Annotated in this window: 22 protein-coding genes and 2 tRNA genes; 12 read left to right on the top strand and 12 right to left on the bottom strand. The window is 71.8% G+C overall.

Features of this window, described 5'->3' with window-relative positions:
• Window positions 1–61 precede the first annotated feature (61 nt).
• Window positions 62–841, bottom strand: coding sequence for an aspartate/glutamate racemase family protein (locus E6P78_RS02865; RefSeq protein ID WP_136201885.1), 780 nt, complete (start codon window positions 839–841; stop codon window positions 62–64).
• 387 nt (window positions 842–1228) lie between these two features.
• Between E6P78_RS02865 and ehuB the strand changes: the two genes are divergently transcribed.
• The 7 genes from ehuB (at window position 1229) to E6P78_RS02900 (ending at window position 7124) form a co-directional block, all read left to right on the top strand.
• Window positions 1229–2131 (top strand): ectoine/hydroxyectoine ABC transporter substrate-binding protein EhuB, encoded by a 903-nt coding sequence (gene ehuB / locus E6P78_RS02870; protein ID WP_136201886.1) that lies wholly within the window; start codon window positions 1229–1231, stop codon window positions 2129–2131.
• Window positions 2132–2150: 19 nt separating this feature from the next.
• Window positions 2151–2885 carry an ectoine/hydroxyectoine ABC transporter permease subunit EhuC gene (gene ehuC / locus E6P78_RS02875; protein ID WP_136201887.1) on the top strand — a complete coding sequence of 245 codons (735 nt, stop codon included), beginning with the start codon at window positions 2151–2153 and terminating at the stop codon, window positions 2883–2885.
• A complete protein-coding gene (gene ehuD, locus E6P78_RS02880) occupies window positions 2882–3526 on the top strand; it encodes an ectoine/hydroxyectoine ABC transporter permease subunit EhuD (protein WP_136201888.1) in 645 nt (214 codons plus the stop codon). Before ehuC ends, ehuD begins: the two co-directional genes overlap by 4 nt.
• Window positions 3516–4361: an ectoine/hydroxyectoine ABC transporter ATP-binding protein EhuA gene (gene ehuA, locus E6P78_RS02885; protein WP_136201889.1), complete on the top strand. Its 846-nt coding sequence runs from the start codon at window positions 3516–3518 to the stop codon at window positions 4359–4361. The genes ehuD and ehuA overlap by 11 nt, the downstream gene beginning before the upstream one ends.
• A gap of 184 nt (window positions 4362–4545) precedes the next feature.
• Window positions 4546–5304, top strand: a complete 759-nt coding sequence (locus tag E6P78_RS02890; protein WP_136201890.1) for an IclR family transcriptional regulator C-terminal domain-containing protein — start codon at window positions 4546–4548, stop codon at window positions 5302–5304.
• 61 nt (window positions 5305–5365) lie between these two features.
• Window positions 5366–5439 (top strand) — tRNA-Lys (locus E6P78_RS02895).
• Window positions 5440–5570: 131 nt separating this feature from the next.
• Entirely contained in the window at window positions 5571–7124 is a 1554-nt protein-coding gene (locus E6P78_RS02900) for an MFS transporter (RefSeq protein WP_136201891.1), read from the top strand.
• A 200-nt stretch (window positions 7125–7324) separates the two neighbouring features.
• Here the strand turns inward: E6P78_RS02900 and E6P78_RS02910 are convergent, their stop codons facing one another.
• The 3 genes from E6P78_RS02910 to E6P78_RS02920 all read right to left on the bottom strand — a co-directional run bounded on the left by E6P78_RS02910 (window position 7325) and on the right by E6P78_RS02920 (window position 11565).
• On the bottom strand, window positions 7325–7915 hold the full coding sequence (locus E6P78_RS02910; protein WP_136201893.1) for a lytic polysaccharide monooxygenase auxiliary activity family 9 protein: 591 nt from the start codon (window positions 7913–7915) through the stop codon (window positions 7325–7327).
• 166 nt (window positions 7916–8081) lie between these two features.
• Window positions 8082–10217, bottom strand: a complete 2136-nt coding sequence (locus tag E6P78_RS02915; RefSeq protein WP_136201894.1) for an SPFH domain-containing protein — start codon at window positions 10215–10217, stop codon at window positions 8082–8084.
• 28 nt (window positions 10218–10245) lie between these two features.
• Window positions 10246–11565, bottom strand: a complete 1320-nt coding sequence (locus E6P78_RS02920) for a peptidoglycan-binding protein (RefSeq protein WP_136201895.1) — start codon at window positions 11563–11565, stop codon at window positions 10246–10248.
• Window positions 11566–11748: 183 nt separating this feature from the next.
• Between E6P78_RS02920 and E6P78_RS02925 the strand changes: the two genes are divergently transcribed.
• From E6P78_RS02925 to E6P78_RS02935, 3 genes are all read left to right on the top strand, one after another.
• Window positions 11749–11822 (top strand) — tRNA-Lys (locus tag E6P78_RS02925).
• Window positions 11823–12094: 272 nt separating this feature from the next.
• The gene (locus E6P78_RS02930; RefSeq protein ID WP_240799020.1) at window positions 12095–14161 is read left to right on the top strand and encodes a glycosyltransferase; all 2067 of its coding nucleotides are present in this window, start codon (window positions 12095–12097) and stop codon (window positions 14159–14161) included.
• On the top strand, window positions 14158–16092 hold the full coding sequence (locus E6P78_RS02935) for a kelch motif-containing protein (RefSeq protein WP_136201896.1): 1935 nt from the start codon (window positions 14158–14160) through the stop codon (window positions 16090–16092). The genes E6P78_RS02930 and E6P78_RS02935 overlap by 4 nt, the downstream gene beginning before the upstream one ends.
• A 39-nt stretch (window positions 16093–16131) precedes the next feature.
• Here E6P78_RS02935 and E6P78_RS02940 read toward each other — a convergent pair whose 3' ends face one another.
• From E6P78_RS02940 to E6P78_RS02965, 6 genes are all read right to left on the bottom strand, one after another.
• Complete coding sequence (locus tag E6P78_RS02940; RefSeq protein WP_168712551.1) at window positions 16132–17214, bottom strand: glycoside hydrolase family 6 protein; 1083 nt, start codon at window positions 17212–17214, stop codon at window positions 16132–16134.
• A gap of 353 nt (window positions 17215–17567) precedes the next feature.
• Complete coding sequence (locus E6P78_RS02945) at window positions 17568–18251, bottom strand: class F sortase (RefSeq protein WP_136201898.1); 684 nt, start codon at window positions 18249–18251, stop codon at window positions 17568–17570.
• A 1-nt stretch (window position 18252) separates the two neighbouring features.
• Window positions 18253–18813 carry a hypothetical protein gene (locus tag E6P78_RS02950; RefSeq protein ID WP_136201899.1) on the bottom strand — a complete coding sequence of 187 codons (561 nt, stop codon included), beginning with the start codon at window positions 18811–18813 and terminating at the stop codon, window positions 18253–18255.
• A gap of 126 nt (window positions 18814–18939) precedes the next feature.
• The gene (locus tag E6P78_RS02955; RefSeq protein ID WP_018555802.1) at window positions 18940–19728 is read right to left on the bottom strand and encodes an HAD-IIA family hydrolase; all 789 of its coding nucleotides are present in this window, start codon (window positions 19726–19728) and stop codon (window positions 18940–18942) included.
• A gap of 266 nt (window positions 19729–19994) precedes the next feature.
• Complete coding sequence (locus E6P78_RS02960) at window positions 19995–21128, bottom strand: hypothetical protein (protein ID WP_136201900.1); 1134 nt, start codon at window positions 21126–21128, stop codon at window positions 19995–19997.
• 213 nt (window positions 21129–21341) lie between these two features.
• Window positions 21342–22487, bottom strand: a complete 1146-nt coding sequence (locus E6P78_RS02965) for an ROK family transcriptional regulator (protein WP_136201901.1) — start codon at window positions 22485–22487, stop codon at window positions 21342–21344.
• Between the two features lie 55 nt (window positions 22488–22542).
• On the opposite strand from E6P78_RS02965, the gene E6P78_RS02970 reads away from it, so the two are divergent.
• The gene (locus E6P78_RS02970; RefSeq protein WP_136201902.1) at window positions 22543–23718 is read left to right on the top strand and encodes a Gfo/Idh/MocA family oxidoreductase; all 1176 of its coding nucleotides are present in this window, start codon (window positions 22543–22545) and stop codon (window positions 23716–23718) included.
• The gene (locus E6P78_RS02975) at window positions 23715–24194 is read left to right on the top strand and encodes a heme-degrading domain-containing protein (RefSeq protein WP_136201903.1); all 480 of its coding nucleotides are present in this window, start codon (window positions 23715–23717) and stop codon (window positions 24192–24194) included. The genes E6P78_RS02970 and E6P78_RS02975 overlap by 4 nt, the downstream gene beginning before the upstream one ends.
• Before the next feature lie 75 nt (window positions 24195–24269).
• Here the strand turns inward: E6P78_RS02975 and E6P78_RS02980 are convergent, their stop codons facing one another.
• Both E6P78_RS02980 and E6P78_RS02985 read right to left on the bottom strand, forming a co-directional pair.
• Window positions 24270–25130: a fumarylacetoacetate hydrolase family protein gene (locus E6P78_RS02980; RefSeq protein ID WP_136201904.1), complete on the bottom strand. Its 861-nt coding sequence runs from the start codon at window positions 25128–25130 to the stop codon at window positions 24270–24272.
• A gap of 136 nt (window positions 25131–25266) precedes the next feature.
• Window positions 25267–26037 (bottom strand): YidC/Oxa1 family membrane protein insertase, encoded by a 771-nt coding sequence (locus E6P78_RS02985; protein WP_136201905.1) that lies wholly within the window; start codon window positions 26035–26037, stop codon window positions 25267–25269.
• Window positions 26038–26135 lie beyond the last annotated feature (98 nt).

The following is a 26135-nucleotide window of genomic DNA, read 5'->3' on the forward strand; positions in this document are numbered from 1 at the left end:
CCACGCCGCGGGCCGATGGGGTCGGCCGACGGCCGGCCACCGCGGGCCGGTGTTCGGCCCCTCAGCCCTTCTTCCCGTGCGCGTACGCGCGTCCGCTGCCCCAGCTCACCGGGGCCGGGGGCTCCTCGCGGTCGGCGAAGAGCGCGCCGAGCCTCGCGGCGAAGGCGGGGCGGTCGGCCAGGCGCAGGGCCTCGCGGACCGCGACCTGGTTCGCGGTGAGGACGGGCTTGCCGAGCGCCTCCTCCAGTTCGGGCAGGTGGGCGACGGTGTGCAGGGCCGTGTCGGGGAGCAGAATCGCCTGCGCTTCGGGGCGGTCGGCCGCCTCGGCCAGCTCCCGCAGCTGTTCCGGGCCCCATGCGGCGGCCTCGGCGGCGTCGGTGACGCCCGCCGCGTGGGTGGCGACCACCTCCATGCCGGTCTCCCGGAGGAAGCCGGTGAAGTGCGCGGCGACGGCCTCGGGGTAGGTCGCGGCGACCGCGACGCGCTCCGCGCCCAGTTTGCGTACCGCGTGGACGAAGCCGATGGACGTGCTGGAGGCGGGCACGCCCGCCGCGCGGGCGAGGCCCGCGACCTGGTCGTGGGCGCCCTGCCACCCGTGCAGGAAGCTGCCGCCGTCGCAGGCCCAGACGATGGACTGGACGCCGGAGCGCTGCAGCTCCTCGATCCCGGCGGCGAGCCGGCCGGAGGTGCCCAGCTCGCGCAGGGCGTCCTCGCGGTAGGCGCCGTCCGGGCTCTCGGTGTGGTGGACGACGAGTCTGATGGTGCTGTCGAGAAGGATCTCCATGCGCGGGTAGTCGTCCTCGGCGAAGTGGCCCGGGTAGAGGAATCCGACGGTCGTCATGTCCACCCTTTCTCTGCACCTGGTCCTGCGCTGCGGCGGGTCAGCCGTCGCGCCCGCCGCGTGAACCCGCGGCGGCACTGACCGGTTTCCCCGCTCCTGTTCCAGTATTCCGCCATCCGCCCCGGATATCGCCTCGGGCCGGACCGGCCGGCAGCCGGACACGCCGCCGGGCGCATGAACGGCGGCCCGGCGGGAAGCCGTCGCGGTACGGGGACGGGGTAGCGGACATCCGGCGTAAACCCCGCCTATCGGCCTGCCACCGGACACGGGAAGGTCACCCTCCGGCCACCGTTCGATTACATGCGCTTTCTTCCTGCATAGACGCACGGGATCGGGCAGGCGCCAAGCCTGTCCGGACTGTTCGACCCCTTCAGGAGATTGCGAACCATGGCTGACTTCCCGAACCTGTCCCGCCGGGGATTTCTCAACCGATCGGCAGCGGTGGGCGGTCTGCTCGTCGTCCCCGGCCTGCTCGCCGCGTGCAGCAAGACCGGCTCCGACTCCGCCGACGGCGAGGGCGCGCTCGAAAAGCTCCGCAAGCAGGGGTTCGTGCGGGTCGCGTACGCGGACGAGGCCCCGTACGGCTACATGGAGGGCAAGGAGCTCAAGGGCGAGGCCCCCGCGCTGCACCGGGAGATCTTCAAGGCGCTGGGCGTCGACGAGCTGAAGCCCACCCTCTCCGAGTGGGACGGCCTGATCCCCGGCCTCCAGGCCGGCAAGTACGACGTGGTCAGCGCCGGCATGGCGATCACCCCGGAGCGCTGCGCCAACGCCCTGTTCTCGGAGCCCGAGTTCATCTCGCCGACCGCGCTGATGGTCAAGAAGGGCAACCCGAAGAAGGTCACCGACCTCGCGTCCGCGAAGGAGGCCGGCATCACCATCGGTGTGATGGCGGGCGCGGTCGAGGGCTCGTACGCCAAGGGCGCCGGCATCCCCGAGGGCAGGATCAAGACCTTGCAGAAGCCGCAGGACGGAGCGGACGCGGTCAAGGGCGGCCGGGTCGACGCGTTCCTGCTGACCGGCATCTCGCTGCGCTGGCTGGCCAAGACCAACGCGGGGACCGAGGTCACCGAGGCGTTCCTGCCCGAGCTGGACGGCACGAAGCAGTACAGCCCCGGCGGGGCCGTCTTCCGCAAGGGCAACGAGGAGCTGCGGGACGCCTTCAACCGCGAGCTGAAGAAGATCGTCGCGGACAAGTCGCGCTATGTGGAGCTGCTTCGGGACTACGGCTTCGGGGCGACCGAGCTTCCGCCGGCGACCTTGAAGACGGCCGATCTGTGCAAGGGCTGACAGGGACGGTACCCACCGCATGAATGATTTCTTCTCGGCCTTCGCCGACGATCTGCCGCAGCTGCGGTCCGGCCTGTGGGTGACCCTGGAGGCCACGGTCCTGGGCGCGCTGCTGGCCCTGCTCCTGTCGTTCGTCCTCGGCCTGATGTCGCTCAGCCGGCTCCTGCTGTCGCGCGGCGTCTCCCGCGTGGTCGTGGAGTTCTTCCGCGGCACCTCGCTGTACGTGCAGCTGTTCTGGCTGTACTACGCGATGCCGCCGCTGACCGGGTACGAACTGTCGCCGGTCGTCTGCGGGGTGCTGGCGTTCGGTCTGAACTACGGGGCGTACGGCGCCGAAGTGGTGCGCGGCGCGATCAACTCCGTACCGCGCGGGCAGTACGAGGCGGCGCTCGCGCTGAACATGTCGCCGCTGCACCGGATGCGCAAGGTGATCCTGCCGCAGGCGTGGGTGCAGATGATCCCGTCGTTCACCAACCTGCTGATCCAGCTGCTGAAGGCGACCCCGCTGCTGTGGCTGATCTCGGCGGCGGACCTGATGACCGCCATCGAGAAGCTGCGCAGCCGTACGGGTGAGACCCTCACCGCTTACGTCACGCTCCTGGCCTGCTACTTCGTCCTGGCCTATGCGCTGACCCTGCTGATGAACCTGCTGGAGCGGTCCGCCAAGCGGCGGCTCGGGCTGGCAGCCGGCGGGAAGAGCCTGCTGAAGTCCCGCAGTGCCGTGACCGCCCAGGCCACCGGAGGTGCGCGGTGAACAGCGATTTCGACTGGGGCGCCGTCGGTGACGCGTTCCCCCTGCTGCTCAAGGGGTTCGAGACGACCCTGCTGGCCACGGTGCTCGGCACCCTGGTCGCCGCGGTGCTCGGGCTGGCCATCGCGGTCGCCGGGCGGGCGCCGTCCCGGCTGGTGACCGTGCCGGTCAAGGTGGTGATGGAGTTCATCCGCTCCACCCCGCTGCTGGTCCAACTGGTGGGCGCGGCAGCGCTGTTCACCTCGGTGGAGCCGCTGACCATCGGCATCGTGGTGCTGGGCGTCCACTACGCCACGTACACCTCCGAGGTGTACCGCGCCGGGATCGACGGCGTGCCGAAGGGCCAGTGGGAGGCGTGCCGGGCGCTGTCGCTGACGCCCCGGCGGACCTGGCAGGCGGTGATCCTGCCGCAGGCGGTGCGCAACGTGCTGCCCGCGCTCGGCAACTACGCGATCTCCATGTTCAAGGAGACGCCCTTCCTCGCCGTGATCACGGTGCACGAAATGGTCTTCGAGGCCCGCAACTACGGGACCGAGCACTTCCGCTACACGGAGGTGTTCACCCTCGCCGGACTGATCTTCCTGGTGGCGAGCTACCCCACCTCGCTGTTGATGAGAAAGCTGGAGAAGCGCCTTGGCCACTGACCCCCTGCAGAAGAACGCGGCCGCGGCCTCCGAGGCCGTCGTGCCGGTCGACACCTCCAAGGACGACGGGCGCCCGCTCGTCCGCTTCGACAAGGTCGTCAAGCGCTACGGCGACCATGTCGTCCTGGACCAGCTGGACTTCACGGTCGAGCGCGGCGAGCACGTCACCCTGATCGGGCCCAGCGGCTCGGGCAAGACGACGATCCTGCGGCTGCTGATGACCCTGGAGAGGGTCAGCGACGGCGTGATCTGGATCAACGGCGAACCGCTGACGCACACCCGGGCGGCGGACGGCTCGCTGAAGCCGGCGTCCGAGAAGCAGCTGCGGGTGGCCCGCCGGAGGATCGGCATGGTCTTCCAGCAGTTCAACCTCTTCCCGAACATGAAGGTGCTCCAGAACATCACCGAGGCGCCGGTCAACGTGCTCGGCATGGACCGCGACAAGGCGGAGACCAGGGCCCGCGAGCTGCTGGACCTCGTCGGCCTGTCCGGCAAGGTCGACGCGCACCCCTCTCAGCTCTCCGGCGGCCAGCAGCAGCGCGTCGCGATCGCCCGGGCGCTGGCGATGGAGCCGGAGATCCTGCTCCTGGACGAGGTGACGTCGGCGCTCGACCCGGAGCTGGTGGCGGGGGTGCTGGAGCTGCTGAGCGACATCGCCAGGAACACCGACATCACGATGCTCTGCGTGACGCACGAGATGAACTTCGCCCGGGACGTCTCGGAGAAGGTGCTGATGTTCGACGCCGGACGGGTCGTGGAGTCCGGTTCGCCGGAGAAAATCTTCTCCGATCCCTCGCACGAACGCACGCGCGAATTCCTCAACGCGGTGCTGTGACCTCGGCATCCGTCGTCCGCTCATGACGTTGGCATATGCCGGACGGGTGCGCCCCTGCTGACAGCACCGGGGCGCACCCACAAGTCCGTGAGACCACCCCCTGAACAGGGCCGGGACGGCTATCGTGGTGGCGTGCCTCCGGCCGACAAGCCGGCCTCCGGTCACACCTGGTAGGGGGGAAACCGTGCCGTTGAAGCCCGAACCGACCGCGCCGTTCCACTCGGTGCAGTACGCCCTTCGCGTTCTCGAAACGGTCTCCAAGCACGGCAGTGGCGTGACGGACACCCAGATCTCCCGCGAGACGGGCCTGCCCGTCGGGCACCTCTCCGCCCTGCTGCTGACACTGCGCCGCGAGGGCTACGTGGAGCAGATCACCGACGGCGCGTACGTGATCGGCGCCTCGCTGCTGCTGCTCGGCTCGGGCGCGGCCCGCCGCCAGGCCCTGGAGGTCAAGCTCCAGCAGACCCTGGCCCAGCTGCGCGACTCGGTCGGCGCGGCGGTCTACATCAGCCGGTACGTGGACGGCGAGATCCGCGTCACGCAGTACGCCGACAGCCCGCACGCCCCCGCGGTCAACGAGTGGGTGGACTTCAGGTCGGCGGCGCACGCGTCGGCGATCGGCAAGTGCCTGCTCACCCAGCTCGACCAGAACGGGCGGCGCGACCACATCGCGCGGCACAAGACGGCCCGGCTGACCTCGCGGACGATCACCAACGAGAAGGTCCTCTTCTCCAAGCTGGACAGCCAGCCGGCGACGGTCCCGGTGCTCGACCTCCAGGAGTACGCGGTCGGCACGGTGTGCGCGGCGGTGCCGCTCACCGCCGGATCGGCGGCGGGCTGCCTGGCGCTGTCGATGCCGGTGGAGGACGCGCACCGGCTGCGCGCGGCGGCGGACACGCTGAACCGGCGCGCGGCCCCGGTGCTGCTGTCGCTGGCGCTGTAGAGCCCGAGCCGGGTGTGTCATCAGCACCCCTCGGGACCAGGTATTATTTTCGAGTCAGCAAGCGCCGCTAGCTCAGTTGGTTAGAGCAGCTGACTCTTAATCAGCGGGTCCGGGGTTCGAGTCCCTGGCGGCGCACAGACAACGCACGAGGCGGTCTCCGTATCCACGGAGACCGCCTCGTGCGTTCTGCGCTGCCCTCAGGCATGTACGTCTGTTTTACACGGACGTACTAGACAGCTGTTTTAAACAGCCGTATATTCCTTGGCATGACGAATCCTCCGAGCACCACCGCCGCCGCATCCGGCGACCTCGCCGGCCGTCGGGAGTGGACCGCCTTCGTGGTCCTGCTCCTCCCCCTCCTCCTGGTCTCGATGGACGTGTCCGTCCTCTTCTTCGCGATCCCGTCCATCGACCGGGACCTCGCCCCCAGCGCCACCCAGCAGCTGTGGATCTTCGATGTGTACGCCTTCGCCCTGGCAGGCCTGCTCATCACGATGGGCTCCCTCGGCGACCGCATCGGCCGCCGGAAGCTCCTGCTGATCGGGGCCGTCGCTTTCGGCGCCGCCTCGGTCTGCGCCGCCTACGCCAACAGCCCGGAGATGCTGATCGCGGCCCGCGCGGTGCTCGGGATCGGCGGGGCGACGCTGATGCCCTCGACCATCGGCCTGGTGCGCAACATGTTCCGCAACGATCAGCAGCGCGCGAAGGCCATCGGCATCTGGTCGGGCGCCATGGCCGGCGGGGTCGCGCTCGGTTCGGTGCTCAGCGGTGTGATGCTGGAGCACTTCTGGTGGGGCTCGGTCTTCCTGATCAACGTGCCCGCGATGGCGCTGCTGCTGGTGCTCGTCCCCCTGCTGGTCCCGGAGTTCAAGGACCCGAAGCCCGGCCGCTTCGACTTCCTGAGCGTGCCGCTGTCGATGGGTACCGTCCTGCCGGTGGTCTACGGGATCAAGGAGAGCGCCGCCCACGGGCTCGACGCGGGGCGCGCCCTGATCATCGCCGCCGGGCTCGCCATCGGCTGGGTCTTCGTGCACCGGCAGCGCAGCCGGTCCGACGCGATGATCAGCCGGGAGCTGTTCCGGGGCCGCGGCTTCGGCGTCGGGATCGGGCTGAACGCCCTGGCCGCCTTCGCAATGATGGGCTCGGCCTTCTTCACCACCCAGTACCTGCAGTCGGTGCTCGGCATGAGCACGCTGGAGGCCGCGCTGTGGAGCCTGGCCCCGTCCCTGGCGGTGGGTGCCGCGGCGCCCGCGGCGACCGCGATCGGCCAGCGGACCCAGCGTGCGTACGTGGTCTGCGGCGGGTTCGTCGTCGGGGCGGCCGGCTTCGGCCTCTTCACGCTGGCCGGGACCGACTCGCTGGCCCTGCTGCTCATCGGATCGGGCGTGATGAGCAGCGGGATCGTCGCCGTGATGGCCATCGTCTCGGACCTGGCGATGACCTCCAGCCCCCCGGAGAAGGCCGGTGCGGCCGCCTCGCTCCTGGAGACCGGGCAGGAGTTCGGCGGTGCGATGGGCATGGCCCTGCTGGGCGCCGTCGCCACCGCGGTCTACCGGGCGGACATCCCCGCCTCGGCCCCCGACGTGGCCCGCAAGACCCTGGCGGGTGCGCTGACCACCGGTGACGACTCGCTGATCGCGATCGGCCGGGAGGCCTTCGTGCACAGCATGCGGTACGCCTCGGTGACCGGTTCGCTGATCCTGCTGACGGGGGCCGTGCTGGCCGCGACCCTGCTGCGCCGGGCGACCCGTCCGGCACCCGCCGCCGAGGCACCGGCGGCCGAGGCGGCCGAGGCGCCCCAGGCCCCCGCGCGGGTCTGATCATGCCCTCGCCGGTGGCGACAGGGCGAACCCCGGGGCGGTGTCCCACACCACCCCGGGGTTCGTCGTGCTGCCCGCCGGCAGCACGTCCGCTACGCCGTACGGGAGCCGGCGGAACGTCGGAACGATCAGAACTGTACGGGCCGTCAGAACTGCACGGGCCGTCAGAACCGTACGAACCGTCAGAACTGCGCGAACGGTCAGAACTGCACGTCGGAGCACGCGTAGAACGCGTTGGCGGTGTCCGCGACGTTCCAGACGCTCAGGATGATGTGCTTCCCGGACTTCTGGGTGGGGATCGTGCCCTGCTGGGTCAGGGTCGCCGGGGGCTGCTTGCCACCGTAGGGAACCGTCATGAACGGCTGCGGCTCCAGGTCGGAACGCTTGAGCGGCTTGGTGGGGTCCCAGCCGTCCTTGGTGATGTAGTAGCGGAAGTCCGACGTGGCGTGCCGGGCGGTGAACTGCCAGCGGAAGCTGAAGCCCTGACCGGCCGACACCTTGGTGGCGGGCCAGTTGCCACCGCGCGGGTCGTCGAGCTGCGCGAACTCGCCGTGGCCGCCGGAGCAGATCGCCCCGTCGGCGGGACCGGCCGCCGGGAAGCCCTTGGGGCCCTCGACGCTCTGCGGCTCCCACTGGATGTTGCCGCAGCCCGTCACCGTGCCGTTGGCACACAGCTTCTGACGGCTGATCGGGTTGTCCGTGTAGCCGTGGCTGCTGGCGCTGCTGGTCGCGAACATCGAGACGCCCGCTACCGCAAGGCCCACCAGGGCCGCACTTGCCTTCATACGCATTGCTGTCGCTCCTCGGATGCGTGGGGGGAGGGGGGATTCCATGAGCATTGCTGCGCGCGTGTGTCCTGCGGTCTAGACCAAGGCCTAGATTATTGACGCGGCGTGAACATGTCCAGACCAATGAGCGCGGGATTCCGGTTGCCCCGAGAGCTCCCCCCACCCCTCCTCAGGCGCCGTCACCCCCGGCCCGCCCGGTGTAGAAGGCCACCGTCAAGTCCTTGACCAGCGACTTGCGTTCGTAGTCGTCCAGCTCCACGAGGCCCCGGGCCGTCAGCCGGTTCACGGTGTCGTCCACCGCGTCCACGACCGAGGTCAGGACGCTGTCCCGGTGCTTGGCGTCGATGGCCGCGATCCGGCGCCGCTGCATCGCGGCCGCCACCTCCGGCGCGTACTCGATGCCGATCGGCTGGGCGGAGTACACCTCGATGCCGACCGGTTCGCAGTCCCCCTTCAGCATCCGCGTCAGCGCGTCGCCCACCGCCTCCGCGTCGCGCAGGGTGTGCGCGTCCTCGTGGAAGGCGTCGGCGGGCAGCTGGGACAGGACCCGGGCCATCGCCGCCTCGACCTGCTCGCGCAGGTACGCCTCGTGGTCCTCGATCCCCAGCACCGCCCGCACGGTGTCCTTGACCCGCCACACGACCAGGACGACGACCCGCAGCGCCGTACCGTTCGCGTCCATCGCGGGCAGCGGCTCGCTGCGCCAGTGCCGAAGCCGTACGTCGACCCGGCGGCGCAGCAGCAGCGGGCTGACCCACATCAGCCCGGTCCGCCGCACGCTCCCCCGGTACTGGCCGAAGAGCGTGAGCACCCACGCGCACCCGACCCGTCCCCGGCTCAGGCCGCCGAAGGCGAACAGCACCACGGCCGCCAGGACCACGAGCGCCGCCCAGGCGCCCGCGCCGAGCCCGTCGTACGGCCGTGGCCCGAGCCCGACCCTGGTGAGCAGCGCGTCCGGCACCGCGCCCGTCCACCACAGGGCACCTGCGGCCGCCGCGATCCCGCCGAAGCCGGTGAGCAGGGCGGCCCAGCCGGGCAGCGCGGGGCCCGGCCGTTCGTGCAGCCGGGGGTCGGCGTCGGGCGAGGGCCGGATCGAGGGCCGTACCTGCGGCGTCCTCGGCACCGGCGGCCGCCGCACACCGGTCCCGGGCTCGCCCCCGCCCGCCCGCCGCACGGCGCTCTCGGGCGCGGCGGCGGCGTCCGCCCCGGCCTGCTGGTCATCGCGGAAGAGGAGGTGCACGGGGATGGAGGCGGTGCGCTCGTTGGCGATGACCGCCTGGTGCCGGCCGGTGTCCCAGGCCGAGTCGGTACGCGGCCCGGCGAGGACGGGCTCGGGAACGGGGGCCTCGGCAGCCGGTACGGGGAGAGGGCCGGGGGCCTCGGCAGCCGGTACGGGGACTGAGGCGGGGGCCTCGGCAGCCGGTACGGGGAGAGGGCCGGGCTCGGGCGCGGGATCGGGGACGGGCAGGGCCGGCGGCGTGTCGGCCACCGCCTCCGCGCCCACCTCGTCCGCGCCCGCATCCTTCTCCGCGCCCACCTCGTCCGCGACCGTTTCCTTCTCCGCGCCCACCTCGTCCGCGACCGTTTCCTTCTCCGCGCCCGCAGGCACCGAAACCGAGGCCGAGGTCGCGCCGAGCGGCCCCCGGCGGTCGTCCTCACCCGGCACGAGATCGAGCACCAGATCGACCACGGAGTCGGGACCGGCCTCGGAACCGGCCCCGGAGCGAGAACCGGCCCCGGAGCGAGGATCGGCCCCGGAGCGAGGATCGGCGTCCGGACGAGGACCGACACCGGCCCCGGCACCGGCACCGGCACCGGCACCGGCACCCGCACCCGCACCCGCACCCGCACCCGCACCCGCACCCGCACCGACATCATCCACACGGGCATCCGCCGCGGCGCCCGGGCGCGGCCCTGGCTCCACCCAATCGTCCTCGTCACCACCCGGCACGTCGACCACCACCTCGCCCCCGGCGGGCACCGACACCGAGACCGGTGCGAAGACCGGGGGCGGGACGAGGGCGGTGTCCGCGACCGGTACCGCGTCCAGCACCGGCACCGCGTCCCTGACCGGCAGCGCATCCCTGACCGGCAGCGCGTCCACCACCAGCTCCGGGTCCGGCGCTCTCGCCGCCTCTCCCCTCGCGGCCCGCTCCCCCGCCGCCGCCCAGGCGTCCGTGACGCTGCCGGCTCCACCGGGGCCGACCCATTCCCGTACCGGGACCGTCCCGTATCTCTCCTCCCCGTACTCCGGCTCCTGCCCGTGCTCCGGGTTCCCGGAGCTGTCCGACACCGTGGATCGCATTACCGCCTCCGTCATGTGCGTCGTCGTGTCACGCGAAGAGTCGCCGCCAGGTCTCCGGGCCCGGATAGCCGTCGGCCTCCGCGCCCCGCCAGCCCTGGGCCTTCTGGAAGGCCTCGACATTGCGCCGGTCCGCCTCGGTCCACCGAGGGTCGGGGCCCGACAGGTAGTACGTGCCGTATCCCTTCTTCACCAACTGTTTGCCGAGCCTGTCGACATGGGTGTTGGACTGACCCGGCCGGAAATAGCCCCGCCCCGGGAAGGCCGGAACCCCCGCCGGGCCGTTCTGGCCGCTCGCGGCGGGGATGTCGTGGCCGGTTCCGGTCACCAGCAGCTCCCAGGTGTCGGGGCCGGGGATGCCGTCGGCCTCGGCGCCCTTCCAGCCCTGTGCTTGCTGGAACGCCTGGGTCGCCTTCCGGTCGGCGTCGGTCCAGACCGGATCGGGGCCGACCTTGTAGAAGCGCTTGCCGCCCCGGCTGACGAGCAGGGTGCCGAGCTGGGTGACGTACGCGTTGTTCGCGCCGGGGCCGAACTTCGCCGCGCCGGGAAACGGGGTCGCGGCGGCCTCGCTGCCGGAGTTCCCCGAGGTCAGCCCCTTGTAGCGGTAGGCGACATAGCTGGCGGAGTTGGTCCAGTAGGCCATGGGCGTCGTCTGCTTGCGGGTGTACGGCTTGGTCTGCTCGTACGCCGTGTAATAGGTGTGCGTGTAGTCGGTCCAGCCGCCGAAGACCGTGACGTGGGAGCCCTTCGCGGGGTCGGCCGGATTGTGGAAGAGCAGGATGTCGCCGGGCTCCAGATCCTCGCGGGCGATGCGGGTGCCGTACGTGGCGAGGCTGCCGGTCCACTCGTTGCCCGCCAGGTTCCAGGCCATCGACACATAGCCGGAGCAGTCCTGCCGGTACCCGTCCGACCAGTACTTCTCCATGCTGTACGGGACCTGGGCGGTGACCCACTCCTTCGCGCGGTTGATGATGTCGGCCCGGGTCGTCGGACGCAGCACGGGCGCGGCCGCCGCCTGGGCCGCCGGCGCCCCCTGGGCGCCGGACCCCCGCAGCGGGCCGGGCCGACCCTGGGGGCTGTCCGGCAGCGGGCCGGCGGCCAGGTCGATCAGCGCTCCCGTGCCGGGCACCGGGGCCGGGTCGGCGAGCGCTCCGGCGGACTCCGCCACGCCGGCCCCCAGCACCACTCCGGCGGTGGTGACCAGCACCATCGCGCGTCGCGCGCCGTGCGCGGCCGGGTTCCCCCCGTGCCGCGTGGGCAGGCCCCCGGCGGCGGTGCGCCGCTGGGCGGCGCAGCCCGGGCAGGGGCAGTCGATGGCGGGTACGTACTCCTCGAAGGCCGGCACAGTCATGCGATTCCCTCCGCAGTCGTCAAGATCTTTGGGCGCATCTGCACGGGCGTCAGTGTCTCAACTGTCCTGACATATCTCATTTTGACGGATAGAAGAGAAAAAACGACCATCCGACAGGCCGTGAGAGAGATGAAATGGTCAGGAGCACCACTGGGGATCGGGTAGAGTTCTCCAGGTCAGCAGGCGCCGCTAGCTCAGTTGGTTAGAGCAGCTGACTCTTAATCAGCGGGTCCGGGGTTCGAGTCCCTGGCGGCGCACGCACAGTCAAGGCCCTCTCACCCAGCGTGAGGGGGCTTTGATGTTTTTCGTGTGCCCGGCTCCGCGCCCATGACCAATCGCATCGTCATGTCCAGCAGTTGGAGACACCGGGAGATTCCGGTCGTGGCCGCCGCGGGACGGGGCCCTTGTACGGGGCCGGAGTCGAACAGGCATCATGCTCTGAGCCCGTCGGCCGCGTTTCAGGGGGAGACGCGGCGGACGAAACGAACGAGCGACCACGCAGCCCCGCCTGCGTGCAGGGGGACGACCCATGACGTCGACGCCGCCGGGTGACCGGCAGGACAACGACCCTTCCCGGACGACGCAGCTGCGCATACCCCGGCAGGACGACGACCCCTCCCGGACCACCCAGCTCCGCATACTCGGGCCGCTGCGCCCCGGAGGGCACCGCCGCCGGCAGCCCAAGCCGCTGCCCCGGTACGACTACGAGCACTACAGCCGCCTGGCCGGGCCACTGACCCAGCCCGATCCGGCCAAGCCGTACACCGTGAAGTACCGCTCGCTCCTCTCCCAGGAGCCGCACCGCGTCCGCGCCGCGCTCCTGCTGGGCGCGGCCCCGCTCGTCTCCCTCGGCCTCTTCGTCTGGCTGATGCAGCCCGAGCACTGGACCCAGCGCGACCCGAACCTCAAGAACGACACGCTGCTGATCCTGGACGCCGTGATGCTGGTCTCGATCGGTCTGATCGAGCTGTTCCGCACGATGAACGTCCTGTCCAACGCGCACGCCACGCTGGTCGCCCGCGACCCGGTCCCGGTCGTACCCGAGAGCGGCACCCGGGTCGCCTTCCTCACCTCCTTCGTCCCGGGCAAGGAGCCCCTGGAGATGGTGACGAAGACCCTGGAGGCCGCGGTCCGCATCCGCCACCGCGGACTCATGCACGTCTGGCTGCTCGACGAGGGCGACGACCCGGCGGTGAAGGAGGTCTGCCGGCGGCTCGGCGTCCACCACTTCTCCCGCAAGGGCGTGGCGCGCTGGAACCAGGCCAAGGGCCCGCACCGGGCGAAGACCAAGCACGGCAACTACAACGCCTGGCTCGACGCGCACGGAGACGCGTACGACTTCTTCGCCTCGGTCGACACCGACCACGTGCCGATGCCCAACTACCTGGAGCGGATGCTCGGCTACTTCCGCGACCCGGACGTCGGCTTCGTCATCGGCCCGCAGGTCTACGGCAACTACGACACCTTCGTCACCAAGGCCGCCGAGTCGCAGCAGTTCCTCTTCCACGCGCTGATACAGCGCGCGGGCAACCGGTACGGCGCCCCGATGTTCGTCGGCACCAGCAACGCGGTGCGGATCTCGGCCCTCAAGCAGATCGGCGGCCTGTACGACTCGATCACCGAGGACATGGCGACCGGCTTCGAGATCCACCGCGCCCGCAATCCGCGCACCGGCCGCAAATGGCGCTCCGTGTACACCCCGGACGTGCTGGCCGTGGGCGAGGGGCCCACCGCGTGGACGGACTTCTTCACCCAGCAGCTGCGCTGGTCACGCGGCACGTACGAGACGATCCTCAAGCAGTACTGGAGGGGCTTCGGCTCGCTGCCCGCGGGCAAGCTCTTCAACTACACCATGATGATCATCTTCTACCCGATGTCCGCCATGAACTGGATACTCGCGGCGCTCAGTTGCGCGCTGTTCCTGGGCATGGGTGCCTCGGGTGTACAGATCGACCCGACGGTCTGGATGATGCTCTACGGCAACGCCTCCGCGCTCCAGATCGGCCTGTACGTCTGGAACCGCCGGCACAACGTCTCGCCGCACGAGCCCGAGGGCTCCGGCGGCCTGGCCGGCATGGTGATGTCCGCGCTCTCCGCCCCGGTCTACGCCCGCTCCCTGATGGACGCCGTGCTGCGCCGCAAGAGCTCCTTCGTGGTGACGCCCAAGGGCGACTCCTCCAGCCCGGACACACTGTTCGGCACGTTCCGCATCCACCTCTTCTTCGTCGCGGTCTTCGGCGGCTCCATCGTGGCGTCGTACGTGCTCGGCCACAGCCACCCGGCGATGGTCACCTGGGCCTCGCTGGCCCTGCTGATCACGGCGGCGCCGGTCATCGGCTGGCAGTACACCGTGCGCGCGGAGAAGAAGAAGCGCCGCGCGGACCCGCCACCGCCCGCGTCCCCGCCCCAGCCGGAGACGCGACCACCGGCACAGACACAAGCACAGACACAAGCACAGACACCGGCACAGACACAGGCGCAGGCACAGGCGCAGGCACAGGCGCAGACACCGGCACAGGCAGCGGCACCGGCCCGGGCGCACTGGCCCGGCAACGAAGACACCATGCAGATCGCCCTGGGGGGTCGTAAGAAATGAAGTACCGTCCGAGCCGCCGTACCCGCCGCATGGCGATCAGTACGGCGGTGGTTCTCGCGCTCGCGGGGGCGAACGGGCCGTGGCTGTACCGTTTCGGCACCGAGCACTACCACGACTACAAGATCAACCAGGCCGGTTACAAGGCGGACAACGGCCACTGGGACTTCCTGGACGTCCCCTCCGAGTTCCGGATCAACACGATCCACGCCGCGCTCCTGCACACCGGCAAGGTGCTGCTCGTCGCCGGCTCGGGCAACAACCAGAAGAACTTCGACGCCAAGAGCTTCCGCTCGGTGCTGTGGGACCCGAAGACCAACGCGTATCGGAACATCCCCACGCCCAAGGACATGTTCTGCGCCGGCCACACCCAACTGCCCGACGGCAAGCTCCTCATAGCCGGCGGCACCAGACGGTACGAGAAGCTCAAGGGCGACGTCACCAAGGCCGGCGGCCTGATGATCGTGCACAACGAGGACCCCGACAAGCCGATCACGCTCCCCGCAGGCACCCGCTTCACCGGCAAGGGCAACGGCAAGACCTTCGTCACCAAGGACCCGGTCCTGGTGGAGAAGGCCACCAAGGTCTTCGACAAGAAGACCGGCGCCTTCCTGCGCAACGACCCGGGATACGGCCGGATCTACGTGGAGGCCGAGAAGTCCGGTACGCAGTACGAGACGGGCGCCGAGGACAACTACCGCGTCGAGGGCCTGACCGGCTCCGACACCCACAACGTCTACGGGATCGCCCAGAAGCTCGCGCTCGACAAGAAGGACTTCCAGGGCATCCGGGAGGCCTTCGAATTCGATCCGGTGGCGGAGAAGTACATCACCGTCGACCCGATGAACGAGGCCCGCTGGTACCCGACGCTCACCACACTGGAGGACGGCAAGGTCCTGGCCCTGTCAGGTCTGGACGAGATCGGGCAGATCGTCCCCGGCAAGGACGAGATCTACGACCCGGGGACCAAGGAGTGGAAGTACACCGGCATCGTCCGGAAGTTCCCCACCTACCCGGCGGTCTTCCTCCTCGACGACGGCAAGCTCTTCTACTCCGGCTCGAACGCCGGCTACGGCCCCGCGGACGTCGGCCGCGACCCCGGCGTCTGGGACCTGGCGACGAACGAGTTCACCAAGATCCCCGGCCTGAGCGACCCGGACAAGATGGAGACCTCCGCGACCGTCCGGCTGCCTCCGGCCCAGGACGAGAAGTTCATGGTGATCGGCGGGGGCGGCGTCGGCGAGTCCGATGAGTCCAGCGAGAAGTCCCGGCTGGTGGACCTCAAGGACCCCGACCCCGAGTTCCAGGACGGCGCCTCCCTGGACGAGGGCACCCGCTACCCGAGCGCTTCCCTGCTCCCCGACGACTCCGTCCTGGTCACCGGCGGCTCCAACGACTACCGGGGCCGCAGCGACTCCAACGTGCTGCAGGCCCGGCTGTACGACGCGAAGACGGACACGTACCAGCGGGTCGCCGACCCGGCGGTCGGGCGCAACTACCACTCCGGGTCCGTGCTCCTGCCGGACGGCCGGGTCATGATCTTCGGTTCCGACTCGCTCTACGCCGACAAGGCCAACACCCGGCCCGGCACCTTCGAGCAGCGCATCGAGATCTACACCCCGCCCTACCTCTACCGCGACTCGCGGCCCGAGCTGACGGCCGGGCCGAAGAAGATCGAGCGCGGCTCCACGGCGGTCTTCACCAGCCTCCAGGCCTCGTCCATCAAGACGGCGAAGCTGATGCGGCCGAGCGCGGTCACCCATGTCACGGACACCGACCAGCGCTCGGTGGCCCTGGACCTGAAGCAGACCGACGGCGGGATCTCGGTGACCGTCCCGAAGAACCGGGCGCTGGTGCCGTCGGGCTGGTACATGCTCTTCGTCACCGACGACAAGGGCACCCCGTCCGAGGGGACGTGGGTGGAGGTGCCGTAGGACGACGGCCGTACGGGCGGGGGCGCCGCCCCCGCCCGGCTAACCCTTCTTCGCCGCGCGGACCAGGTCCAGTGCGTACGCGGGCCACCACTCGCCCGCCTTCGGGCCGCCCCGGCAGTCGCCGTCGGACTCGCCGGGGCGCTTGATCCACAGGTACGCGTCGACCAGGTCGTCGCCCGTGTCGGTCGTCGGCGGCTCACCGAGGGCCCGGCCCGGCGGATTGCACCAGGTCTCCTCGGAATCGGAGGCGGTGTACGGGCCGCTGCCGTTGCGGCTGGTGTCGACGACGAACGGCTTGCCGCCGACCTTCGCCGACAGCTGCCTGCCGAACTCCGTGCTGTCGGCGGTGGTCTGGAAGTTGGACACGTTGACCGCGAAGCCGTCCGCCCCCTCGATGCCCGCCCGCCGCAACGGGTCGAACAGCGCGTCGGCCGTGCGCCAGCCGGCGTTGCCCGCGTCCAGGTAGACGCGGGTGCCCGGCTGCTTCTTCAGCCGCTCCACCGCACCCCTGAGCAGGTCGTAGCGCTCCTCGTGCAGCTGCCGCGGGGTGCAGCCGTCGACCAGGTGCACCACCGCGTCCGGCTCCAGGACCACGGTGGCACCGCGGTCCCCGATGCCGCGCGCGACGGCCTCCACCCAGGCGCGGTACGCGTCGCCGTCGGCCGCCCCGCCCTTGGAGAACTGCCCGCAGTCGCGGTGCGGGATGTTGTAGAGGACGAGCAGCGCCTGCCGGTCCGCCTTCGCGGCGGCCTCGGTGTAGCCCTTCGCCTCGGCCTCCGGGTTCTCCGCGCCGACCCACTCGCCGACCGGCTGCTCCGCGATCCGGCGGATCAGGGCGGCGGCCTCCTCGTTGCCGTCCTTGGTGTACGCGGCGACCTGGCGGGCGGCGGTCCCGTCCGGGTTCACCCAGTACGGGACGGTGTCGGCGGGCCGCTGGCCGATACCGGCGGGGTTGCCGCCACCGGTCCCGTCCGCGCCCTCACTCGCACCGGCCCGGCCGCCGTCGCCCTTGCCGTCGCCCTTGCCGTCGTCGGAGGCGGAGCAGCCGGTGAGCAGGAGCAGGAGGCCCGCCGCCGCGGCCACCCCGCGCACGCCGAACCGGCCGTTGTGACTGCCGTACATCCACTCCCCCTCGGGTGCGAGGGCGGTGCCCTGTCGCATCGCGGCCCATCCTGGCACAGCGTGCGCGAGCGGCCCGGGCCTCGTACGGCTTCGCCGCCGAGCCGTTACGGCGGTTTCACCGCACTCTGCCCCGCTTCGCTGCCTGCGGAGGGTGACCTGTTATCGACTTACCGTCAGAAACCCTCTGGGCGGGCGGAGTTCGTCCCCCTACAGTGGGGCGTGCGGCGGACCCGGACGCCACCGACCTCCCGTGTCCGCGCCGGGCCACTCCCGCGGCCCGCGCACCGCGGTCGAGGACCGGCCCGGTCGCTGCCCCGCACACGGGCGGCGGACCGGGCCGCGTACCGAAGGCTTCAGACGGCCCCGGCCCGCGTCTTCTTCTCGGCCGTGAGGTACGCCGAGACGACCACGTTGGCGGTGTACGAGTGCGACACGCGGTCGTACGTACCGCCGCAGGTGATCAGCCGGAGCTCGGCCCGGCCGTCCTTGCGGGGGCCGTACGCCTTCTGGGCGTCGAACCGTTCGCGGGTGAGGACCTGGACGTCGTCGATGGTGAACTCGGCGACCGTGCCGTCGGTCCGGGTCACGTCGACCTTCGCGCCGGGGCGGGCCGCGCTGAGCCCGTAGAAGACGGCCGGCTTGGTCTCGGTGTCGACATGGCCGACGAACAGGGCCGGGCCCTTGGCGCCGGGCTCGGTGCCGCCGCCGTACCAGCCGACGGTCTGGGGGGTGTCGAAGGACGGCGGTTCGATCGCGCCCTCGGCGTCCAGGCCCCGGGAGACGACGGGGGCCCGGATGCCGAGCGACGGGATCTCGACGCTCTGCGGCGCCGCGCCGGCGATCGGCTCGTGCGCCGGGGGCAGCGGCACGCCGAGCGGGCGCCCGACCGCGGCGACGTCACCGGTGGTCGGGGCCGAGCCGATGCCCGACCCGTCGGTGATCCCGCGCCCCCAGAGCCACAGGCCCAGCAGGAGGACGGCCCAGGCCACTCCGGTGAGCAGCCTGCCGTGGCCCGCCGAGTCCTCCGAGCCAGACATGTCAGTCGGCCGCCGGGCGGCGGCGGCGCACGCTGCGGAAGGCGACGGCGACGGCCGCGACGGCGGCCAGGGCGAGGCCGATCACCTCGTGGACGGTGCCGGGACCGGCCTGCTCGGTGGCCTCGCCCGCGAGCGCGGCGGCGCCTCCGCCGCCGGCGCGGACCGGGGCGACGGGCATGGGCCGGTTGCGGTGGACGACGGTGACGACGGCGGACACCTTGGTGTGCTTGTCGTCCTTGCAGAGGGCCTGGACGTCGTAGTCGCCGGGCTCGGCGTCCGAGCGGATGCGGGCCTCGGCGAAGAGCGTGTGGTCCTCGCCGGGCGAGAACCGCGCCTCCGAGACGAAGGCGTCGGAGTTCCCCTTGGCCTCCTTGCCCTTGCAGCCGGTGACCTTCAGGTCGACCTCACCGCCCGGGGCGACGGACGAGGGGCTGGCCGACAGAGTGGCCCGGGACCGCGAGTCGTCGTGGCCGGAACCGGCTTCGGCCAGTGCCGACGGGACGGGCACCAGGGTCGCCGCGGCCACTGCGGCGGCACAGAACGTGAGGGGTATGGGACGCATCGTGAACCTCCTGATGGCAGGTTCACGCGCGCGGGCACTTTCCGCATCCGCAGCGCGGGGGCGCTGGGCCGGTGGAGTGTGGTGGGGACGGGCGCGGTCGTGCCCGTCCCCCACCGGAATCCGGTGTCAGCCCAGGTCGACGAGGTCGACCAGGTCCGCGATGGAGTCGACCACCGTGGACGGCCGGAACGGGTACTTGTCGATGTCGGCGACCGTGGTGAGCCCGGTGAGCACCAGGAACGTCTGCATGCCCGCCTCCAGACCGGCCAGCACGTCGGTGTCCATCCGGTCACCGATCATGGCGCTGGACTCGGAGTGGGCGCCGATCGCGTTGAGCCCGGTGCGCATCATCAGCGGGTTGGGCTTGCCCGCGAAGTACGGGGCCTTGCCGGTCGCCTTGGTGATCAGGGCGGCGACGGAGCCGGTCGCGGGCAGTGGGCCCTCGGCGGACGGGCCGGTCTCGTCCGGGTTGGTGCAGATGAAGCGGGCCCCGCCGTTGATCAGCCGGATCGCCTTGGTGAGCGCCTCGAAGGAGTACGTACGCGTCTCGCCGAGCACCACGTAGTCGGGGTCGTGGTCGGTGAGGACGTAGCCGATGTCGTGCAGCGCGGTGGTGAGCCCGGCCTCGCCGATGACGTACGCCGTGCCGCCGGGCCGCTGGTCGTCCAGGAACTGGGCGGTCGCGAGCGCCGAGGTCCAGATGTTCTCGACGGGCACGTCCAGGCCCATGCGCTGGAGGCGGGCGTGCAGGTCGCGGGCGGTGTAGATCGAGTTGTTGGTCAGGACCAGGAAGGGCAGCCCCGAGTCGCGCAGCCGCTTGATGAAGGCGTCGGCACCGGGGATCGGCGTGCCCTCGTGGATGAGGACTCCGTCCATGTCGGTGAGCCAGGACGAGATCGGCTTGCGCTCTGCCATGTGGGACTCCAGTTGCCGTACGCCAGGTGCGGGGACGCCGGCGGCACCGCGTTGTGCAGCGCCGACGCCCCCGAGTTTAGGCCGACTGTTCGACGTGGAGGTACCGCCTGACCGGGGCAGACGCTCAGCGCCGCGCGTACCGCCTGACCGGGACGGATGTCAGCGCTGCGCACGGCGCCTGACCGGGGCAGACGCTCAGCGCCGCGCGTACCGCCTGACCGGGACGGATGTCAGCGCTGCGCACGGCGCCTGACCGGGGCAGACGCTCAGCGTTGCGCGCGGCGGGTCCGCCGGGTCGCCAGGACCATCGCCCCGCCGCCGATCAGGAAGCCGGAGACGGTGAGGGCGGGCAGCGGTACGGGGACGGGGATGCCGGTCCTGGCGAGTTCCGGGACACCGGCGGGGTCGGTGCCGGGCGCGACGGGCCGGTCGGTCCCGCCGGGGCGGGTGGGGTCGGTCCCGCCGGGGCGGCGGCCGGGGTCCGCGTACCCCTCCTCGCCCTTGCCCTTGACCGTGCCGTTCCCCTGCTCCTGGCCGATGCCGCCCACGTTCTCCCTTTCCGCGCTCTCGCGGTCGCCGTCCGTCTCACCGGTCACGCCACTGTCGGTCCCGTCCCCTTCGGTGTCGTCCTCGACCACCGTGAACGGGTAGTCCTCGGACTCGCCCACCCACTCCCCGTCGCCGCCCTTCGACGCCTTGCCGGTGGAGTCCGTACCGCTCTCGGCGCCCCGGCGCTGGACGATCGCGGCGTTCGCGGTGATCCGGCCGGGGCTCGTGTCGGAGGTGAAGGCCAGCCGGACCTGGACGGTGACGGTGTGACCGGCGGGCACGGTGAAACCGGGGAAGGAGTCGTCGCCGTCCCCGCCGAAGACCCCGATGTGCTCGTCCCGGTCGGTCGTCTCCCAGGTCACGCGGTGCTCGACGCCGGGGTGGGCGCGCTCGGAGAACTCCAGCTGGATCTGGTCCGAGGTCAGGGCCCGGTCCTCGTCGGTGAGCACGAGCACGGGGTGGATCGAGCGGCAGGACTCCTTGGTGGTGTTCGTCAGGTCCAGGAACCAGGTGCCGTAGCCGCCGCCGGAGGCGTACGTGTCGGGCCCGCCGTGGATACGGGTGTCGATCGGGAACTCGGTCTCCCCCGGGCTCCCGCAGGCCGGCTGCTGGTCGGCGGTGACGGAGCCGGACGGGGCCGCCGGGGTCAGGCGGGTGGCGGGGCTCGCGGCGGGGTCGCGCTGGGGCGCGGCGGACGCGGTCGCCCCGCCGAGGACCACGGGCATGACGCTCGCGGCGGCCAGCCCGAGCGCGAAACCGTGCCGGGGCCGGCCGGCTCCGGAGGACTCGGGGGACTCGGGGGACTCGGGGGACTCGGGGGCCTCAGGGGCCTCAGGTGATTCGGGGGGCATGGCGGGGCAGCCCTTCACTTCGCGCGGAAACGGTCGGCTCGCCCCGGGCCCGGAGTTCACCGGTCTGGTCGTGCTCCGCCGGTCGCGCCCGCCGGCCGGGCCAACGGCGCTGCGTTCGGAACACGCCCTGGCCGGCGACGCTGCCACGCTCTCCCCGGCGGCCCGCGCAGGCGTGCCGCCGGTCAGCCCGGACGGCCGCCCGGCGCCGCCCGATCAGCCCAGTCGCGCGGGGGCCGGCTCCTTGCGGGCCACCCCGCCCGGCTCCGCGTCGCCCACCCGCCCGAACAGCGGGGCGAGGACCAGCTGCGCCGCCCCTTCCGCTACCGGCCGGTCGCCTCCCCGGGCGGCGACGACCGGCACCGGGACGCCGTCGGCCCCGTCGCGCCGGGCCCGCTCGTCGAGCACGGCGCGTACCCCTCGTACGTACGCGTCGGGGTCGGCGGCGACGGTGCGGCCGCCCAGCACCACCCGGCCGATGTCGAGCAGCCCGACGAGGTTGGCGGCTCCGGTGCCGAGCACCCGGGCGGCCTCGGCCACATCGCCCCGGCGGGCGGCGGCCAGGCACAGCGCCTCCAGGCAGCCGCGCCCGCCGCAGTCGCACCGGACGCCGTCCAGCTGCACGGTCTGGTGGCCGAACTCCCCGGCCCCCGTCCGGGCCCCCCGGTGCACCGCCCCGCCGAGCACGAGCCCCGCGCCGAGGCCGGTGCCGAGGTGGAGGTACGCGAAGTCGGCGGGCTCCTGCGCCCGGAGGGCCAGACCGAGGGCGGCGGCGTTGGTGTCCTTGTCGAGGACGACGGGCAGCCCGGTCCGGCCGGCCAGGGCGTCCCGCAGCGGGTACCCGTCCCACCGCGGGAACCCGGTGACCCGGTGCAGCACCCCGCCCCGGTGGTCGAGCGGCCCCGGCACGGCGACGCCCACCCCGAGCACCGGCAGCGCGCCGTCCCCCCGCACGGCGGCGACCGCCCCGGCCGCCGCCGCCAGCACCTCGTCCGCCGGGGCACCGAAGTCCAGCGGAGCCGTACGGCTCGCGGCGACCGCGCCCGCGAGGTCCACGAGCACCACGGTCAGGCCGTCGCGGTCCAGGTGCAGCCCCACCGCGTGCCCGGCCTCCGGTACCAGCCGCAGCACGGTCCTGGGCTTGCCTCCCGTGGAGGCGCGGCGGCCCGCCTCGGTGGCCAGGCCCTCGGTCCGCAGCCGGGCGGTGATCTTGCTGACGGCCTGCGGGGTGAGCCCCGTGCGCTCGGCGAGTTCGAGCCGGCTGATGCCGCGCTCGCCGGCCACCCGCAGCAGGTCCAGCACGAGCGCCGCGTTGTGGCTGCGCAGGGTGGGGAGGTTGGCGCCGCTGTTGCTCCTGTTCACGGGGACATTGTCCCCCGCGCTTGCACTTTGGCAACAGCGTTGCCAAAGTGGGGTCATGACTGCCCACGCGATCCACCAGACCTCCGGGCCGTCCGGCTCATCCCTGCGTGTCGGACTCGTCGGCTACGGCCTGGCGGGGTCCGTCTTCCACGCCCCGCTGATCACGGCGACCGACGGCCTCGTGCTGGACACGGTCGTCACGACGGACGAGGAGCGCCGCGCGCAGGCCCGCGCCGCGTACCCGGGCGTGCGGTTCGCCGCGTCGCCCGACGAGCTGTGGCAGCGGGCGGACGAGCTCGACCTGATCGTCGTCGCGTCGCCGAACCGGACGCACGTACCGCTGGCGAGGGCGGCGCTGGAGGCCGGGCTCGCGGTGGTCGTGGACAAGCCCGTCGCCGGTACGGCGGCCGAGGCGCGGGAGCTGGCGGCGCTGGCCGAGGAGCGCGGGCTGCTCCTCTCGGTCTTCCAGAACCGCCGCTGGGACAACGACTTCCTGACTCTGCGCGCGCTGCTCGCGGACGGCGCGCTGGGCGAGGTGCGGCGCTTCGAGTCGCGTTACGAGCGGTGGCGCCCCAGCCTGAAGGGCGGCTGGCGCGAGTCGGGCGACCCACGCGAGATCGGCGGGCTGCTGTACGACCTGGGCAGCCATGTCGTCGACCAGGCGCTGACCCTGTTCGGCCCGGCGGTCCAGGTGTACGCGGAGTCGGACGTGCGGCGTCCGGGCGCGGCGGCCGACGACGACACGTTCGTGGCCGTCACGCATGCCTCCGGGGTCCGCTCGCACCTGTACGTGAGCGCGACGACGGCCCAGCTCGGCCCGCGTTTCCGGGTGCTGGGCTCCGCGGCCGGATTCGTGAAGTACGGCCTCGACCCCCAGGAGGCCGCCCTGCGCGAGGGTGCGCGCCCCACGGACGACGGGCCGTGGGGCGAGGAGCCCGAGGAGCTGTGGGGCCGGCTCGGCTCGGGCGAGTCCCCGCTCACGGGCGGCGGCACCCCGGTCCGCACGCTGCCGGGCGACTACCCCGCGTACTACGCGGCGGTCGGTGACGCGCTGCGCGGGAAGGGCGACAATCCGGTGACCGCCCTTCAGGCCGCCGAGGCGCTGGACGTCCTGGAGGCGGCCCGCCGCTCGGCCCGCGAGGGTGTCACCGTCACCCTGCGGCCGGCCGGCGCGCAAGCCCCCTCCCCCGCTCACGCCTCCGCCCACGCCTCCGAGGAGCAGCCCGTATGAACCCCACCGCTCCGACCATCTCCGAGCTGATCGCCCAGGAGCGCCGGCTGACCCTGCCGCACTTCGGCTACGACGACGCCTACGCGCTCGGCGGTCTGCTCGTCGCCCTGGCCCGGGAGCGGCACGCCCCGGTGGCGATCGACATCCGGCGCGGGGCGCAGCAGGTGTTCCATGCCGCGCTGCCGGGTTCGAGCGCCGACAACGACGCGTGGATCGACCGCAAGCGCCGCGTGGTGGAGCGTTACGGGGAGAGCTCGTACCTGGTCGGTACGCGGTTCCGTGCGAAGGGGACGACGTTCGACGAGGCGTCCCGGCTCGACCCGGACAGGTACGCGGCGCACGGCGGCTCGTTCCCGATCGCGGTCGAGGGCGCGGGGGTGATCGGCTCGGTGACGGTGTCGGGTCTGCCGCAGGCGGAGGACCACGCGCTGGTGGTGGAGGCGCTGGAGCAGTTCGCGTCGAGGATCGGCGACTGACGCACGCGGAGGGGTGGGGCCCGCGTGGCGCGGCCCCCACCCCTCCGATGTATAGACGCTCAGCGGATCAAGGCTCTACGCGTCCTTCAGCTCCTGCCGCTGCCGCCCCAGGCCCTCGATCTCCAGCTCCACGACATCGCCCGCCCGCAGGTACGGCTTGGGCTCGGGCTGCCCCATCGCCACGCCAGCCGGCGTCCCGGTGTTGATCACGTCGCCCGGGTAGAGCGTCATGAACCGGCTCAGGTACCGGACGACCTCGCCGACCGGGAAGATCTGGTCGGCGGTCGTGCCGTCCTGCTTCAGCTCGCCGTTGACCCAGAGTTTCAGCGGGAGCGCCTGCGAGTCGGCCACCTCGTCGGCGGTCACCAGCCAGGGGCCCAGCGGGTTGAACGTCTCGCAGTTCTTGCCCTTGTCCCAGGTGCCGCCGCGCTCGATCTGGAACTCCCGCTCGGAGACGTCGTGCGCGACCGCGTAGCCGGCGACGTGCGCGAGCCCTTCCTCGGCGGTCTCCAGGTAGCGGGCGGTGCGCCCGATGACGACGGCGAGCTCGACCTCCCAGTCGGTCTTCACGCTGCCGCGCGGTACGAGCACGGTGTCCTCGGGTCCGACGACGGTGTCCGGCGCCTTGAAGAACAGGATCGGCTCGTCCGGGATCTGCGCCCCGGTCTCCGTGGCGTGGTCGTGGTAGTTCAGCCCGATGCAGACGATCTTGCCGATCCGGGCGAGCGGCGGGCCCACCCGCAGTCCCTCGGCGTCGAGCGCGGGCAGCCCATCGGGGGCGGCCGCCGCGGCCCGCACCCGGGCGAGCGCGTCCTCGTCGGCGAGCAGCGCGCCGTCGATGTCGGGGACGACGCCCGACAGGTCGCGCAGGGTTCCGTCCTGGTCCAGCAGCGCCGGTCGTTCCGCGCCCGCCGTACCCACACGAAGCAGCTTCAAGAGTCTTTCTCTCCTCGGTCGGGATCAGGCCCGTCGGATGGGTGGCGGCCATCGCAGGCTTGTCCGATCCTCCAAGACATCCGATCAATCCGCAAGACCCTGTTCACGCACTGGACCGCCACGCGCTCCGCCGGCATCAGGCCGCCGTGGCGACGGCGGCGCCCGGGGCGGGCATGTCGCGGTACAGGTAGGCCCGCTCGATCGCGGTCCAGGTGGTGCTGGTGACCACGTACAGCGCGGCGGCCAGCGGCACGAAGGCGACGGTGAAGAGGGTGAAGAAGGACATCAGCGGCATGAGCTTGTTCATGGCCCCCAGGCCCGGCATCGGCTGCCCGTCGGGCCCGCTGGCGGGGGTGACGGGGCTGGCGGCCATCTGACGCTTCGTACGCCCGTAGTTGAACGTGGCGACGGCGGCCACGATCGCGAAGAGTCCCAGGTAGACGATGCCCTGCGCGCCGAACATCCCGCCGTGCGACAGGGCGTCGTGCCAGCGCTCGCCGAGCGGGGCGTCGAAGAGCTGGTGGCCCAGGAGCGCGTTGGCCTCGTCGCCGATCTTCTGGCTGGAGAAGAGGTGGTAGAGCAGGAAGAAGGCCGGCATCTGCAACAGGCTCGGCAGGCAGCCGGAGAGCGGCGAGACCTTCTCCTCGCGGTGCAGCTCCATGAGCGCCTTCTGCATCCGGTCGGGGTTCTTGGCGTGCTTCTTGCGCAGCTCGGCGATCTGCGGCTGGAGCCGGCGCTGCGCCTTCTGCCCGCGCGCGGCGGCCCGGGACAGGGGGTGCACGGCGAGCCGGACGAGCGCGGTGAACAGGATGATCGCGGCGGCGGTGGAGGCGTTCTGGAAGAGCGGGTGGAGCAGGTCGGCGAGGGCACCGACCAGGCTGGCGAAAGCGGACATGAAGGCGGACATGGCTGAGCCCTCCGGGGGTCTCGTCGTGCCGGAAGTGAAGGGGCTTACTACTTCGGCATGACGGTCCGCGAGAGCCCGCCCACACCACGGAAAGGGGA

Source organism: Streptomyces sp. A0958, assembly GCF_004795035.1.
In the GTDB taxonomy this organism is placed as follows: Bacteria; Actinomycetota; Actinomycetes; order Streptomycetales; family Streptomycetaceae; genus Streptomyces.